Source organism: Bradyrhizobium sp. 63_E2_N1_3 (assembly GCF_052076005.1).
Classification (GTDB): domain Bacteria; phylum Pseudomonadota; class Alphaproteobacteria; order Rhizobiales; family Xanthobacteraceae; genus Bradyrhizobium; species Bradyrhizobium barranii.
Genome location: NZ_CP197235.1, coordinates 5,309,956 through 5,322,936, shown reverse-complemented (window position 1 = coordinate 5,322,936; position 12,981 = coordinate 5,309,956). Strand labels below are relative to the sequence as shown.

General features: G+C 66.0%; 17 protein-coding genes and 1 pseudogene. 4 read left to right on the top strand and 14 right to left on the bottom strand.

Translation table 11 applies throughout. The features are described 5' to 3' along the window. Window positions 1-20: 20 nt before the first annotated feature. The 3 genes from mltG to gmk all read left to right on the top strand — a co-directional run bounded on the left by mltG (window position 21) and on the right by gmk (window position 2,965). A complete protein-coding gene (gene mltG, locus AB7531_RS25655) occupies window positions 21-1,298 on the top strand; it encodes an endolytic transglycosylase MltG (RefSeq protein WP_135215284.1) in 1,278 nt (425 codons plus the stop codon). A 116-nt stretch (window positions 1,299-1,414) separates the two neighbouring features. Beyond that, the gene (locus AB7531_RS25650) at window positions 1,415-2,302 is read left to right on the top strand and encodes a YicC/YloC family endoribonuclease (protein ID WP_063983695.1); all 888 of its coding nucleotides are present in this window, start codon (window positions 1,415-1,417) and stop codon (window positions 2,300-2,302) included. Window positions 2,303-2,305: 3 nt separating this feature from the next. Further along, complete coding sequence (gene gmk, locus AB7531_RS25645) at window positions 2,306-2,965, top strand: guanylate kinase (RefSeq protein ID WP_063983694.1); 660 nt, start codon at window positions 2,306-2,308, stop codon at window positions 2,963-2,965. Here the strand turns inward: gmk and AB7531_RS25640 are convergent. The 8 genes and pseudogenes from AB7531_RS25640 to AB7531_RS25605 all read right to left on the bottom strand — a co-directional run bounded on the left by AB7531_RS25640 (window position 2,898) and on the right by AB7531_RS25605 (window position 8,115). Continuing rightward, entirely contained in the window at window positions 2,898-4,142 is a 1,245-nt protein-coding gene (locus AB7531_RS25640) for a hypothetical protein (protein ID WP_063983693.1), read from the bottom strand. The two genes, gmk and AB7531_RS25640, sit on opposite strands and share 68 nt — an antisense overlap. Window positions 4,143-4,293: 151 nt before the next feature. Continuing rightward, the gene (locus AB7531_RS25635) at window positions 4,294-4,806 is read right to left on the bottom strand and encodes a hypothetical protein (protein ID WP_063983692.1); all 513 of its coding nucleotides are present in this window, start codon (window positions 4,804-4,806) and stop codon (window positions 4,294-4,296) included. A gap of 28 nt (window positions 4,807-4,834) precedes the next feature. Beyond that, window positions 4,835-6,181: a caspase family protein gene (locus AB7531_RS25630; protein WP_063983691.1), complete on the bottom strand. Its 1,347-nt coding sequence runs from the start codon at window positions 6,179-6,181 to the stop codon at window positions 4,835-4,837. 189 nt (window positions 6,182-6,370) lie between these two features. Continuing rightward, entirely contained in the window at window positions 6,371-6,592 is a 222-nt protein-coding gene (locus tag AB7531_RS25625; protein ID WP_063983690.1) for a hypothetical protein, read from the bottom strand. 61 nt (window positions 6,593-6,653) lie between these two features. Next, the gene (locus tag AB7531_RS25620) at window positions 6,654-6,830 is read right to left on the bottom strand and encodes a hypothetical protein (RefSeq protein WP_166095994.1); all 177 of its coding nucleotides are present in this window, start codon (window positions 6,828-6,830) and stop codon (window positions 6,654-6,656) included. A 34-nt stretch (window positions 6,831-6,864) separates the two neighbouring features. Next, window positions 6,865-7,056, bottom strand: coding sequence for a hypothetical protein (locus tag AB7531_RS25615; RefSeq protein WP_063983688.1), 192 nt, complete (start codon window positions 7,054-7,056; stop codon window positions 6,865-6,867). 106 nt (window positions 7,057-7,162) lie between these two features. Beyond that, window positions 7,163-7,378 carry a DUF6894 family protein gene (locus AB7531_RS25610; RefSeq protein WP_063983687.1) on the bottom strand — a complete coding sequence of 72 codons (216 nt, stop codon included), beginning with the start codon at window positions 7,376-7,378 and terminating at the stop codon, window positions 7,163-7,165. A gap of 48 nt (window positions 7,379-7,426) precedes the next feature. Beyond that, window positions 7,427-8,115: pseudogene (locus AB7531_RS25605) on the bottom strand (Crp/Fnr family transcriptional regulator). Here AB7531_RS25605 and AB7531_RS25600 point away from each other — a divergent pair. Further along, on the top strand, window positions 7,999-8,352 hold the full coding sequence (locus tag AB7531_RS25600) for a hypothetical protein (RefSeq protein ID WP_441280299.1): 354 nt from the start codon (window positions 7,999-8,001) through the stop codon (window positions 8,350-8,352). The pseudogene AB7531_RS25605 and the gene AB7531_RS25600 overlap by 117 nt on opposite strands. A 28-nt stretch (window positions 8,353-8,380) precedes the next feature. On the opposite strand, the gene AB7531_RS25595 is transcribed toward AB7531_RS25600, so the two are convergent. From AB7531_RS25595 to AB7531_RS25570, 6 genes are all read right to left on the bottom strand, one after another. Further along, window positions 8,381-8,617, bottom strand: a complete 237-nt coding sequence (locus AB7531_RS25595; protein WP_028157550.1) for a hypothetical protein — start codon at window positions 8,615-8,617, stop codon at window positions 8,381-8,383. Window positions 8,618-8,687: 70 nt separating this feature from the next. After that, on the bottom strand, window positions 8,688-8,849 hold the full coding sequence (locus AB7531_RS25590) for a Flp family type IVb pilin (RefSeq protein ID WP_071917505.1): 162 nt from the start codon (window positions 8,847-8,849) through the stop codon (window positions 8,688-8,690). A gap of 168 nt (window positions 8,850-9,017) precedes the next feature. After that, complete coding sequence (locus AB7531_RS25585) at window positions 9,018-10,076, bottom strand: alcohol dehydrogenase (protein WP_063983685.1); 1,059 nt, start codon at window positions 10,074-10,076, stop codon at window positions 9,018-9,020. A 22-nt stretch (window positions 10,077-10,098) separates the two neighbouring features. Continuing rightward, entirely contained in the window at window positions 10,099-10,956 is an 858-nt protein-coding gene (gene rsmA / locus AB7531_RS25580) for a 16S rRNA (adenine(1518)-N(6)/adenine(1519)-N(6))-dimethyltransferase RsmA (RefSeq protein ID WP_063983684.1), read from the bottom strand. Further along, entirely contained in the window at window positions 10,956-11,990 is a 1,035-nt protein-coding gene (gene pdxA, locus AB7531_RS25575; RefSeq protein ID WP_063983683.1) for a 4-hydroxythreonine-4-phosphate dehydrogenase PdxA, read from the bottom strand. Before pdxA ends, rsmA begins: the two co-directional genes overlap by 1 nt. Then, a complete protein-coding gene (locus AB7531_RS25570) occupies window positions 11,990-12,925 on the bottom strand; it encodes a peptidylprolyl isomerase (RefSeq protein WP_063983682.1) in 936 nt (311 codons plus the stop codon). Before AB7531_RS25570 ends, pdxA begins: the two co-directional genes overlap by 1 nt. Window positions 12,926-12,981: the final 56 nt, after the last annotated feature.

Genomic DNA, 12,981 nt, shown 5'->3' with positions numbered 1-12,981 from the left:
GCAGGATTCAGGTTGCTTCGATGAGTGAAAGGCCGCCCATTTCGCCCCGGAGTCCGCGGGCAGCGCTGGAGCCCGAGCAGGTTCCGCCGCCGCCGAGGCGATCGGACCGGGCGCGCAATCCCTTCGTGATCGTCGGCAACGCCATCATCACCCTTCTGCTGATCGCCATGCTCGGCGCCGGCGGCGTCTACTATTACGGCCGGCAATTGCTCGAGGCGCCGGGGCCGCTGAAGGAAGACAAGATCGTCAACATCCCGCAGCGGGCCGGTAAGCGCGACATCGCCGAGACGTTGAACCGGGAAGGCGTGGCCGACGTCAATCCGTGGGTGTTCATCGCCAGCGTCGCCGCGCTGAAGGCGAGCTCGGACCTGAAGCCGGGTGAGTATTCGTTCCAGAAGAACGCCTCCTTGCGCGACGTCATCGCCACCATCGTCGAGGGCAAGGTGGTGCAGCATTCCGTCACGATCCCGGAAGGCCTGACCTCCGAGCAGATCGTGGCGCGGCTGTCCGACAACGACATCTTCACCGGCAGCGTCCGCGAGTTGCCGCGTGAAGGCACGCTGCTGCCAGAGACCTACAAGTTCCCGCGCGGGACCCCGCGCGATCAGGTGATCCAGCGCATGCAACAGGCGCACAAGCGCGTGCTGGCCGAGATCTGGGAGCGCCGCAGCCAGGACATTCCGGTGAAATCGCCGGAGCAACTGGTGACGCTGGCCTCGATCGTCGAGAAGGAGACCGGCAAGCCGGACGAGCGCAGCCGTGTCGCTGCCGTATTCGCCAACCGGCTCAAGCAGAAAATCAAGCTGCAGTCCGATCCGACCATCATCTACGGCCTGGTCGGCGGCAAGGGTACGCTCGGCCGTCCGATCAAGCGCAGCGAGATCACGCAGCCTTCGCCCTACAACACCTATGTGATCGAGGGACTGCCGCCCGGCCCGATCTCCAACCCCGGCCGCGCCTCGCTGGAAGCCACCGCCAACCCGGCCCGCACCCGCGACCTCTATTTCGTCGCCGACGGCACCGGCGGGCATGCCTTCACCGAAACCTACGACGCGCACCAGAAGAACGTCGCCAAGCTCCGCGCGATGGAGAAGCAGATCCAGAACGACACGGTCGAGCCGGCCGAGGATGCGCAGCCGCCGGCGGCCGCCGCGCCCGGCGCGGCCGCGGATCCGCCGACCGCGACCACGCCGGCGCGGCCCAATCAGCAGAAAAAGCCGCCAGCCGCTCGCCCCGCCAATCCCGCGCCCGCCCGCCAGGGCGCGGTGCAGCCGTCGCCGCCGGTGGTCCAGCGCTAGGTTCGCGCAGATCTGCCTGCGGGACTTTGCGGATTCCACTTTCCCGCAAAATAGTCTTAAGATTCGCGTGGCCTGATGGGCCTCGCGAATCCTGAGTTTCCGGAGAAATTGACCTGATGGCGCTGTCGTCCATGACCGGCTTTGCCCGAAGCCACGGCGCTAGCGGGCCGTATACGTTCGAATGGGAATTGAAGTCGGTCAACGCCAAGGGCTTTGACCTCAGGGTGCGGTTGCCGCAGGGGTTCGACGAGCTTGAGGCCCACGCCAAGAAGCGCGCCGGCGAGCTTTTGTCGCGCGGGACCGTCTACGCCAATCTCAACGTCAAGCGCGCCAACGCCGCAGCTTCCGTCCGCGTCAACGAGGACGTGCTCAATGCCGTCCTGAAGGCGGCCGCGATGATCGCCGGCAAGGTCGATGCGGTCGCGCCGAGCGTCGACGGCCTGCTCGCCATCAAGGGCGTCGTCGAGGTTGCCGAGCCCGAGGGTGACGAGGAGGAGGACAAGGCCGCGCGTGCCGCCGCCGCGGAGGCCTTCGACAAGGCGCTCGCCGATCTCGTCGAGATGCGCAAGCGCGAGGGCACGTCGCTCGGGCAGATCCTGACCCAGCGGGTCGACGAGGTCGAAGTGCTGGCGAGGAAGGCGGAAGCTGCGCCGGGCCGCAAGCCCGAGGCGATCAAGGCGAGGCTCGCCGAGCAGATCGCGACCCTGCTCGACACCTCCGACCGGTTCGATTCCGACCGCCTGATGCAGGAGGCGATCCTGATCGCCACCAGGGCCGACATCCGCGAGGAGCTCGACCGCATCGCCTCGCACATCGCGCAGGCGCGCGAGCTGATTGGCAAGGGCGGCCCAATCGGCCGCAAGCTCGACTTCCTGGCGCAGGAGTTTCACCGCGAGGTCAACACCTGCTGCTCGAAGTCGAACGACATCGAGCTGACCAATACGGGCCTGGCCATGAAGAACGTGGTCGAGCAATTCCGCGAACAGGTCCAGAATCTGGAGTGATCGATGACGACGGGCGGTCACGGAACTGACGGTGTCGAGCGGCGTGGATTGATGTTCGTGCTGTCCTCGCCGTCGGGCGCGGGCAAGACGACGCTGTCGCGTCTGCTGATCGACCGCATGCCCGGCCTGCGGATGTCGGTCTCCGCGACCACGCGGGCGATGCGGCCGGGCGAGGTCGACGGCCGCGACTACCTGTTCGTCGACAAGGCCAGGTTCGGCGCGATGGTGAAGGGCGACGAGTTGCTGGAATGGGCGACGGTGTTCGACAACAGCTACGGCACGCCGCGTGCGCCGGTCGAGGCGGCGCTGTCGGCCGGGCAGGACGTGCTGTTCGACATCGATTGGCAGGGCACGCAGCAGCTCCGCGAGAAGGCGCGCGCGGACGTCGTTAGCGTGTTCATTTTACCGCCCTCGGCCGCCGATCTCGAGAAGCGGCTGCATTCGCGCGCGCAGGATTCCGACGAGGTGATCCGCAAGCGCATGAGCCGCGCCAGCCACGAGATGAGCCACTGGGCCGAGTACGACTACATCGTCATCAACCACGCGGTCGACGAGGCGTTTGCCGAAGTGCAGTCGATCCTGAAGGCCGAGCGCCTCAAGCGCGAGCGGCGGACTGGCCTCGTTGGTTTCGTACGAGGTTTGCAAGGCCAGCTTCAAGGTTAGGCTTCGCGAGGCGCGGTCCTTCCTGCGCCAGCCGTTCCAGCATCGCCGTGATCACGTCGACGTCGACGGCGTCCTCGATCTGCACGTCGTCATCGCGATCGGCCGCCCCCTTGTCATTGATGTCGTTGGCCGCGAGCCGGGGGGCCGATGCCTCGATCTCGAACTCTCCGTTGAACATGTTGGCCTCGTCGAGCTCTGCGACCTCGTTGCGGGCTTGGGGCGCCCGCTGATCGACGGCATCGATCGCGTGATCGATCGCCTTGAGCTGCGCGGCCTTGGGCTGCGCGGCTTCGCGCTGGGCAGCTTGGGGACGCGCGGCCGCCTGGGGACGGGCGGCATCGAAATCCACCGGGCGCGGCTGCTGCGCGCGCGGCGCGGCAGTCGGCATCGCCTCGAGCCAGGGTGCGCGGCCGTCGTCGTGCGGCTCCCGATTGTCCCAATTGACGCGACGATCCTGGACGCGGACGCGTCGTCCGCCTGCGAAGCGATAGATGATGCTGGCGAGGAGGCCGGCGAGCGCCAGCGCGCCACCGATCACGAGCAGCAGCGTCTGGAGCGAGCCGGTCGCTTTATCGGTGGTGGCATCTGCCGCGGCAAGCGTGACCGGGGCAGGGGATTTTGACGGCTTCGCGCTCGGCGGCGCAGGCGAGGCGACAGGAGCGGGCGCAGCCTGCGGTGCGGGCGACGGAGCCGCGGCGGAGGCATCGGGCCAGCGCGTGGCGACCGGGGGCTGCTGCGCGTTGCTGTCAGCGGAGGGAGTGGCAGCTTGTTGCATCGGCGCCGGTTTCGCTGGTGCGGGCGCATTCGGCGTCGTCGGCGCGGTATTGCCCTGCGGCGTCAGATATTCGGCGCGTGCGTCCTGCACTGGGTGCTGCTGCGGCGCTGCTGAATCTGCCGTCGGTGCATCGGGCGCAGCCTGCGCGGTCTGCACGGCCTTGGCGCTGTCCTTGCCGCCTTCGGCGCGCAAATACCAGCATTGCCGCTTGCTCCCGCGCTCCAGGCGATAGTACCAATGCTGCCCCTGCGGCGCGACGCCCTTTGGCGAGGCGAGGCAGTCGCTGGCGGCATTTGCCGAGCTCGTTGCCTCCGGTGCATTCTGCGACACGGCGGCCAGTGGTGTGCCGGCGATGATGCTGCCGACAAGCGCAGATATGAACTTCGCGGTGCGGTTGCCCATCCTGGTCTCCCGATTACGCATAACGCAACTCTTTACCTTCCCTTTGTCATCAAAGACTTGGGTGGCAATGAGCCGCAAATCCGGAGAGGATGTGGCTTGAATCGGGCCTGCGCGGCGTTCGTTCCGCCGCGAATTCAGGCGTTTTCGAGGGCTATTGCTTCGCCGAACTCCAGGTTCCGCCGCAGCCGTCGGAGCGGCGCCACGTTCCGGAACCACTGCGGCCCGAGAGCCGGCCCGTGCTGGTAAAGGTCACGCCTTGGCCCTGGCCGAACGTGCTGACCGAGCCGCCCGTGCTGACGGTTCCGCGAACGCCTTCGCCGATGATCTTGCCCGAGCTCACGACGACAGCGCCGCTCGTGCTGCCGCCGCAACCAACGCTGACGACCGCCCAGGCACCGTCGAAACCACCGCCGCCACCTCCACCGCCACCTCCGCTTCGCCGAGGCGACGAGCGTTCCTCGGTCGCCGGCTTGCTCCGGCGTGAGGGCGCGGCCGGTTCGGCCGAGCGGCCTGAAGAAGTATCCTGGCGCGAGCCGGACAGCGACTTTTCGTCGTTGCCGATCGAGCCGCCGGCGCTGCCGGACTGCGCGAAGGCGGACGACGAGGCGAGGGCGAGGTTGAGGAGGGACGCAAGGGCGATCGTACGGACGACGGCATTGGGCATGAGGAAACAATCCGAAATGAAAAAGGTATCAGCGGCCGGAGCCGTCGGCGCAGACGGATCCGATAATGCGACAAGCTTTGCCAGCCTTGCCGCATTCGTCAAGCGCGGCATCCCTGGCGTGCTGGATGCTGTCGCGCTGGACCAGCGACCAGGATTTGTCTGATATCGCGAACGCGCCGCAGCGGTTGCCGTAGAAGGAGAGCTCGATCGGACATTTGGCGCCGGCGCAATTGCCGCGCGCATCCGCCACCGCCGCGCGCCGCGAGGCGTGGTTCCACGATATGCCCCATTTGCTGTTGTCGGGACCGTACACGATCGAGCCCCACGGCTTCAGATCCTCCATCTTGCGCATCCGCAGCAGCAGGCCTTCGGTTGCCTCGCCCGTCGGCGCCATCGATATCCGCTGCTGGAGCTTGGTGATCGCACGGGTCAGTCCATCGGGCGTGTCAGGATCGAAATTGAGCTCGTAGAGCCGCTCGCTCAATTCGCTCAGCAGCGCGGCATCGCGCAGCGGCACGCGATCGGGATCGGCGCGCAGCCGATCCGCCGGCAGCGGATCGGGCTGCATCGCCGCGACCTGCGGCGGCGGGCTTTGCGTCGGCGGCACGAAATAGAAGGTGCCGTCGATCGGCGAGGATGACACCCAGGGCTGCTGCGCGCCTGACGTGGCGCGCTTCACGGCGAGGCCGACCTGGTTGAAGGTCTGGAACACGTCGAGGCCCGCGGTCCGGACCGTCGCCGCCAGCGCCTTGGTGTAGGGGCTGTGGCCGTCGCTGCCGTCTTGCGCGACGTTGCCGGGCTGCGTGGCGTAGGAGATCAGCGTGCCCTCCGGCGCGCGCATCTGCGCAAGGCCGCCGTCGGAGGATCGCAGGCCGCGCGAGCCAAACGGGTTGTTGCGGCAGGCGTCGAGGATCACGAGGTTGAGGCGCGTGCCCGATCCCTGCATCTGCCGCAGCACGAGGTTGACGTCGGTCATCTGGAAATCGACATCGGCCTCGCGCGTCGGATTGGCGCCGACAGGCACGAGATAGTTGGAGCCGGCGACCTGCACGCCGTGACCCGCATAATAGAACAGCGCGACGTCGGCGCCCTGGACCTGCCGGCCAAAGCTCTGCACCGCGATGTCCATCGCGCCCTTGTCGAGATCGAGCTGGGCGCGGCCGCCGACCAGTGTGAAGCCGAGCGCGGCAAGCGTCTCCGCCATCAGGCTCGCGTCCTTGGACGGGTTGTCGAGCGGCGTGATGTTCTTGTAGGCGGAGTTGCCGACGACCAGCGCAATGCGCTTCTCGGCCGAGGCCGGCGCCGCCCCGGCGATAAGCAGGGCTGCGGCCAGCGCCGCGAGCCCCACGACGCGATTGAAAATCCTCGCGCGCATGAAAACCCCCAAAGCGAAAATTCTTCAAGGCAATGACGCCAATCTACCAGCCCGGCGCGCCGGCGAAAAGCGGTGCGACATTCTGTGCAGGGCAATCGCATGGGAGCGTTACAGGCCGTCATGCCCGGGCTTATCCCGGGCATCCACCCCGGGCCACGCACGCCGGAATGATGAGGGATGGATCGGTGTTTACTTCCACACCCGCGCCAGCGTCAGCGCCAGACATCCCAGCGCAGTGCTGATGAGTCCCACCAGCGCGTAGGACTGGGCGAACACGCCGGTCTGGATAAAGACCTGGCAGGCGATGGCGATGCAGATTGCGGCCAGCAGCAGGCAGGCGCAGCCAACGATGATAGACAGATAGCATATCGCGGTTGCGACGGGCCTTGCGGATGAAGCAGGATCGTTCATGCAGGGTTACAACGGCGCGGCCGGCGGCGGGTCGATCCGCCGCGGCGTGCGCGCAAGATCATCAGTCGCGGGCGCAGCAATCGACAAGTGCGCGCCAGATGCGCTGAACTTCGATGGTCCGCTGCAGCTCAAGGACGTGGTTCTCGCTTGCATGAGAGGATTTTTCTTCCAATCGTGATTCACGTGGTGCGATCCAGCGCTCGGATATCGGATCGTACCATTTGCCGAGATCGACCAAGTTCGTGTCTCCTCTCTTCGATCCCCCTGGTCTTTTAGCCCATGCGCCTGTTCGTGGTGTTCTGGGTGATGTTGCCGTGCTCGGCCTGTTCGCGAATGTTCTGCTTCTCGTCGTCGCGATGGCCCTTGGTGGTGTCGAGCGGAATTGACGGCGTGCTGCCGGGACCCTTGTGGCTCTGGTTCTCCGCGGGAACAGGCTTGACCGTTTTCGTCAGCGGCTTCGTCATGGGCTTTGACTCCGTCGTTGCCTCACGAGATGCCAACGCATGGGACATTCGCGGCGTTCCAATTGGTGGTCTGATGTGATCGGTGCGGAGGCGACGGGAAGGGCTGTCAGCGAAACCGCCGTGTCACCATTGCAAGCACGAAGACAGGCTCGCTTCCGTCAAACACGCTGAGCGTCCAGCTGTCGCCGGGGCGCAGCGCATGCTCGACGTCGCGGGAGAGGCGGACGGCTTCGCGCCAGGCGGCATCGTCGTCGAGGAGCGTTTCACCGGTCGTGTCGGTGTGAGGTTGCTGGCCCTCGAAATGAAAGAAGTACCGCGCCATGTCGGGCAATGCGGGCCACGCGAATATGTTCCGGCTGCGCGGATCGTTCTAGCCCGCCGAGCGTCCCAGCACTTCGCGAAAGTGCTTCTTCACCGCGCCGTTGCAGGTGCAGGCGCTTGTCTCGAGTGCCGGCGCATCGAGAATCAGGATGGCGCCGCGGCGGGTCGCGAGGATGCGCCTGGCCTTGAACGTCTGGATGACGCGGCTGGCATAGCTGCGGGAGACGCCGAGCATGCTGGCGAGCTGCTCATGGGTAAGGCGGATTTCGTCGCTGCCGATATGCTCTCGGGCCGCAATGATCCATTTCGCCGCGCGTTGCTCGATCGAATGCGCCGCGTTGCAGGCCGCGGTCTGGAGCAGCTGTGCGAACTGGCAGGCTGCGTAGCGCGAAAAAATCTCATGCATGCTGGGCGATCGCTGCTGCGCCTGCTCGAGCGCGCGCAGCAGCAGGCGGACCAGCGTGCCGCCGACCTTCACGACGACGCGGGAAAAGGCCGGCGACGGGCTGCGGCCTGCGGAAAGACCGACCCCGCCCTCGCGGCCCACCAGGAGACTTTCGACCTCGCGGTCATCCTCAACCGGCACCGCGAACGACACGAACGCAGGGCCGCAGGGAAGAAGTGGACGACGGAGATGCCGTCGCCGGCGTGATGCAGAACGTGGTTGGCGGCGACCTCGACCGATTGCAGGTGCGGCGCGAGCAGCTCGAAATCCTGGGCGCTGAGCCTTCGCAGCAGATCGTTCCTGGGCCGGCCGGTCACTCTTCTTGTCTCTGGGCTCTTCGTTGGCCGGGAATCGGCGTCTCCAGGAAAACCCTACGTTTCCGCGCAGGAACCGACAGTTCCAAAGTGAACACAAGTGTTTGCGGGAAACCGAAAAGTTCGCAGCAGCGAGGCGTCGCGCCGTCCGGCGTTGCCCGCAGGACACGCTGCGAACTTTGTTCTCATCCGGAGAACTACGGAATTTCCAAATGAGCCAGCGCTTGTGGGGCGCCGCGGGCTCTTATCCGAGACGGATCTGGCGTTCGGCCAGGAGGCGGCTTTGGGCCACCTGCTTGCGGTAGGCACCGATCGCCTTGTTGGCGAGCATCAACTGCCGGCGCTCTCCGGTCCTGAGCTGCGCTTCGATGGCATCCAGAATGGTGTTCGCGGTCTCGTCCGGAGGCCCGAGCTCGCCGCTCTGCTCCAGGAAGCTCCAGGCGATGAAGAATGCGCTTTCGACGGTGCAACGAATGGACATGCGCTGCCAACGCGGTGTGGTCGCAGCCGTTCCGCGCGGCGACGTACCTTCAGCGCGCGCAGGTTTCGCGCTACTTCAGCGAGGTGCTGATCGAGCCGAACTTCAACTTCAACGACGAGCCGAGATTGTTGACCACGGCGATGATCGCGAGCGCGATGCCGGCTGCGATCAGGCCGTATTCGATCGCAGTGGCTGCGGTTTCATCGGCCAGGAAGCGGCGAATGGTCTGTATGGCCTCACCAGAATTCCAAAGAGAAAGCTGTCGAGGACTTTAGTTCGCGACGTGCCGGTTCCCCTATTTGGAACCGGGGCTTGCGTCAATTCCGGGTTAATTCGCCGGAGGAAAGCGCGGCGGCGAGACCTCATCCCGCCGCCAAGCCTGTCCAGATTTTCCTGCGCGTCAGTTCTTCAGCACGATGCGGCCGACGACCTTGCCGGCGCGCAACTCGTCGATCCATTTCTGGACGTCGCCCATCGGCTCCTCGCGCATCGGCGTCGGCTTGATCTTGCCGGCGCGGGCGAGCGCCATCAGCTCCTGGGCTTCCGCGAGCGTGCCGACCATGAAGCCTTCGACGGTCAGGCGCTTGTAGACCCATTGCACCATCGGCAGGGTGAACTGGCCGCCCATCAGGCCGGAGACGACGACCTTGCCGCCGCGCGCGGCGACCGCCACGGCAAAGGCCATCGACTTCTCATTGCCGGCGAAATCTACCACCTCGTCGAAGCCGCCCTCGGTTTCCTTCAGGATGCGCTTGATCACGTCGGGCTCGGACGGATCGTAGGCGACGGCTGCGCCGTTCTTCAGCGCGGTCTCGCGTGCGGCCGGCGAGAGATCGGCCACCGTGATCGGCTGCTTGAACATCGCCTGCGCGAACGACAGGCCCATCATGCCGACGCCACCGAGACCGATCAGCAGCAGATTGCGCTGGCGCGGGCGGTCGACCAGGCGCTTGAGCGCGCCGTAGGCGGTCACGCCGGAGCACATCAGGGTCGCGGCCTGGTTGACGGGCAGGGGATCGTAGTCGAGCAGGTACTTTGCGTCGGGCACCAGCACGTGGGTGGCGAAGCCGCCGTCGATGGAGACGCCGAGGAAGCGCTGTTTCGCGCAAAGGTTCTCGTCGCCATTGGCGCAGTCGCGGCACTGGCCGCAGCCGATCCACGGGAACACCGCCTTCTTGGCTCCGACAAGGTTCGCCGGCACGTCCGAGCCGACTTCGTCGACCACGCCCGCGATCTCGTGGCCGAGCGTGAAGGGCAGCGTCATGCCGCGCGTGGTGTCGAGCTTCTTGCCGCCGCCGAGATCGGCATAGCCGTCCTGGATGTGCAGGTCGGAATGGCAGAGGCCGCAGCGCTCGATGCGCACCAGCACTTCGGCGCCTTTCGGCTTCGGCGTGTCGACGATGGTCTCGCACAACGGCGCATCGAACTTGACCAGGGACTGCCGACGCATCAACGCCATATTCCTTCCTCCGAAATTCCTGTTATCCAGCTTGCTTTCGTATATCCGCCAATTCACGCGCCATGGCAACAAAGCCTGATATCGGGATGGTCTCGGCACGCCGCGTCGCATCGACACCTGCGGCCGCGGCAAGGCGAGCGGGATCCGCTTGAAGCGATTTCAGGCTTTGTCGCAGCATTTTTCGGCGCTGCCCGAAAGCGGCGGCTGCGACCTGTTCGAGCAGCTTGCGATCGCAAGGCAGGGGCTCTGCGCGCGGCACCAGCCGCACGACGGAGGAGGTGACCTTCGGCGGCGGCACGAAGGCCGACGGCGAAATGTCGAACAGGATCTTCGTCTCGCAGCGCCAGTTGGCGAGCACGCCGAGGCGGCCATAGGCCTCCTCGTCCTCGCGCGCCACGATCCGTTCACCGACCTCGCGCTGGAACATCAGGACCATCATGTCGTACCAGGGCGGCCAGGGGTCGGTCGTGAGCCAGCCGATCAGGAGCTGGGTCGCGATGTTGTAAGGCAGGTTCGCGACGATCTTGGTTCTTTCGCCATTGAGCAGCGGACGCGGGTCGAAGGTCATGGCATCGCCATGCACGATCTCGAGCCTATCAGGGTAGCGCGCGGAAATATCCTGCAAGGCAGGGATCGCGCGCTCGTCATGCTCGATGGCGATGACGCGTTTGGCGCCGAGCGCGAGCAACGCGCGCGTCAACCCGCCCGGGCCGGGACCGATCTCGACGATGGTGGAGTCCTCGAGCGGCGCGGCGGCACGCGCGATGCGCGCGGTGAGATTGAGGTCGAGCAGGAAGTTCTGCCCCAGCGATTTGCGTGCCGACAGTGCGTGCTGGCGAATGATCTCGCGAAGCGGCGGGAGGTCGTCGATCGCGCTCATCAGCTTTGCGCAGCCGCCATGCGGCTTGCGAGCTTGAGCGCGGCGATCAGGCTTGCCGGATTGGCCTTGGCCGTGCCGGCAATGTCGAACGCGGTGCCGTGATCGGGCGAGGTGCGGATGAAGGGCAGGCCGAGGGTGACATTGACCGCGTCGTCGAAGGCGACCGTCTTGATCGGGATCAGCGCCTGGTCGTGGTACATGCAGACGGCGCAGTCATAGGTGCTGCGTGCGGCCTCGTGGAACATGGTGTCGGCAGGGAGCGGTCCCTTCGCCTCGATGCCGTCGCTACGCAACGCTTTGAGCGCTGGTGCAATCACGGTCTGCTCCTCGTGGCCGAGCGAGCCGTCCTCTCCGGCATGCGGGTTGAGGCCGGAGATCGCGATGCGCGGCCTTTCGATGCCGAAGCGGGATTTCAGCTCGGTCGCGACGATGCGCACGGTCGAGACAATGAGCTCGCTGGTGAGCTGGGCCAGCGCATCGCGCAAGGAGACGTGGATGGTCACGGGCACCACGGCGAGCCGCGGCGACCACAGCATCATCACCGGCTGCGGCACGCGGCCGTTCTTTGCGGCGAGCTCGGCGAGGTATTCGGTGTGGCCGGGATGGCGGAAGCCTGAGCGGTAGAGCACGCTCTTGGCGATCGGGTTGGTGACGACGGCGCCGGCGCGGCCTTCACGGACGTCGGCGACCGCTTGCCGGATCGAAGCGAGCGCGGCCGGCGCGCTCGCTTCATCGGGCTTGCCGGGCTCGGCTGTTGCACTCTCGCCCGTTGCGACCACGGGCAGGGCCTCGGTGAACGCGGCTGCGGCCTCGCCGGCGCTTACCGAGGCAATCCGGATACCGGCGCCGAGGGCCTTGGCGCGGCGAGCGACGAAGGCCTCGTCGCCGAGCAGATAGAAGGCGGGCAGGTTCAGTTCGCGGCGTCTGAGCCAGGCTGCGATCGTGATGTCGGGGCCGATGCCGGCGGGCTCTCCCAGGGTCAGGGCGAGGGGCTTCGAAGGCTTGATGGAAGGTTCTAAGGCGAAGTTGGCCATCAGCGGTTGCGATATTCGATCATCGCCGCTTTCCGGAGATCATCGAGATAGGCCTTCTGGGTCTTCTCGTATTTCTCCGAATACATCTTCTCGCGGACCTCGCGCTTTTTCGGCGTGTCGATCATGGTCGGCTTGCGCGAGCACAGCACGACCATCTCGATGCCCGCCTTGGTGACCTCCGGCGCGGTCAGGTGGCCGATCTGGGTGTCGTCGAGCACCTTGCGAAGCGCGTCGGGCAGTTCCGCGGTGGTCTTGGTGACGGTGTCGCGGATGGTGGCGTTCGGCGTTGAGCGGAACAGCGAATTGGCTTCCTCGCAGCTTCCGACACGCGAGCGATAGGTCTCGGCTTCCTTCTGCCGCGTCTCCAGGAACGCCGGGGACGAGCCGCGTGGCACGATCAGCACGATCGGCTGCATCTTGTACTCGGTGCCCTCGATCTGGAGCTTGTCGCCGGTCTGGGCCTGCACGGCCTGCGCGACGTCGCGCTCGCCGACCATCAGCTTCTCCTTGAAGCGTCCGCGTACGAGGCTGGTCCAGACCATCTCGGCCTTCATGCGGCCCTTCAGCGTCTCGGGGCGGACGCCCTTGACCTCGAGCGACTTGGTGAGCTGATCCGGCGTGATGCGCATGCGCTGCGCCATGCCCTCGTAGGACTGGTTGATGTCGGAGATGCCGGGGTCGACGCCGTATTTCTTGCCTTCCTTGAGCTTCACCTTGTCGTCGATCAGCTCGTTGATGACGTCCTGGCGGCTCGGGGTCTTCTGCGTGGTCAGCTGGTCGAGCTTGGAGCGCTGCTCGATGTCGAAATCGGTGATCGGGTCGCCGTTGACCATCACGACGATGTTCTGCGCGCACGACGGCGCGGGCAGGCCGGTGAGGATCAACCCGGCACCGATGGCGAGGAGGAGGCGAAAAACAGGCAATTGGGTCGTCATGATTATCGCTCGCATGTCAGCCGGGATGAGCTCGCTCTCGGGAGAGCCCGGCCGTC

What these genes read in the sequence shown, in the direction of transcription:
- mltG (WP_135215284.1), top strand. Translation starts at nt 21, where the DNA reads ATGAGTGAAAGGCCGCCCATTTCGCCCCGGAGTCCGCGGGCAGCGCTG.
- AB7531_RS25650 (WP_063983695.1), top strand. Translation starts at nt 1,415, where the DNA reads ATGGCGCTGTCGTCCATGACCGGCTTTGCCCGAAGCCACGGCGCTAGC.
- gmk (WP_063983694.1), top strand. Translation starts at nt 2,306, where the DNA reads ATGACGACGGGCGGTCACGGAACTGACGGTGTCGAGCGGCGTGGATTG.
- AB7531_RS25640 (WP_063983693.1), bottom strand. Translation starts at nt 4,142, where the DNA reads ATGGGCAACCGCACCGCGAAGTTCATATCTGCGCTTGTCGGCAGCATC.
- AB7531_RS25635 (WP_063983692.1), bottom strand. Translation starts at nt 4,806, where the DNA reads ATGCCCAATGCCGTCGTCCGTACGATCGCCCTTGCGTCCCTCCTCAAC.
- AB7531_RS25630 (WP_063983691.1), bottom strand. Translation starts at nt 6,181, where the DNA reads ATGCGCGCGAGGATTTTCAATCGCGTCGTGGGGCTCGCGGCGCTGGCC.
- AB7531_RS25625 (WP_063983690.1), bottom strand. Translation starts at nt 6,592, where the DNA reads ATGAACGATCCTGCTTCATCCGCAAGGCCCGTCGCAACCGCGATATGC.
- AB7531_RS25615 (WP_063983688.1), bottom strand. Translation starts at nt 7,056, where the DNA reads ATGACGAAGCCGCTGACGAAAACGGTCAAGCCTGTTCCCGCGGAGAAC.
- AB7531_RS25610 (WP_063983687.1), bottom strand. Translation starts at nt 7,378, where the DNA reads ATGGCGCGGTACTTCTTTCATTTCGAGGGCCAGCAACCTCACACCGAC.
- AB7531_RS25595 (WP_028157550.1), bottom strand. Translation starts at nt 8,617, where the DNA reads ATGTCCATTCGTTGCACCGTCGAAAGCGCATTCTTCATCGCCTGGAGC.
- AB7531_RS25585 (WP_063983685.1), bottom strand. Translation starts at nt 10,076, where the DNA reads ATGGCGTTGATGCGTCGGCAGTCCCTGGTCAAGTTCGATGCGCCGTTG.
- rsmA (WP_063983684.1), bottom strand. Translation starts at nt 10,956, where the DNA reads ATGAGCGCGATCGACGACCTCCCGCCGCTTCGCGAGATCATTCGCCAG.
- pdxA (WP_063983683.1), bottom strand. Translation starts at nt 11,990, where the DNA reads ATGGCCAACTTCGCCTTAGAACCTTCCATCAAGCCTTCGAAGCCCCTC.
- AB7531_RS25570 (WP_063983682.1), bottom strand. Translation starts at nt 12,925, where the DNA reads ATGACGACCCAATTGCCTGTTTTTCGCCTCCTCCTCGCCATCGGTGCC.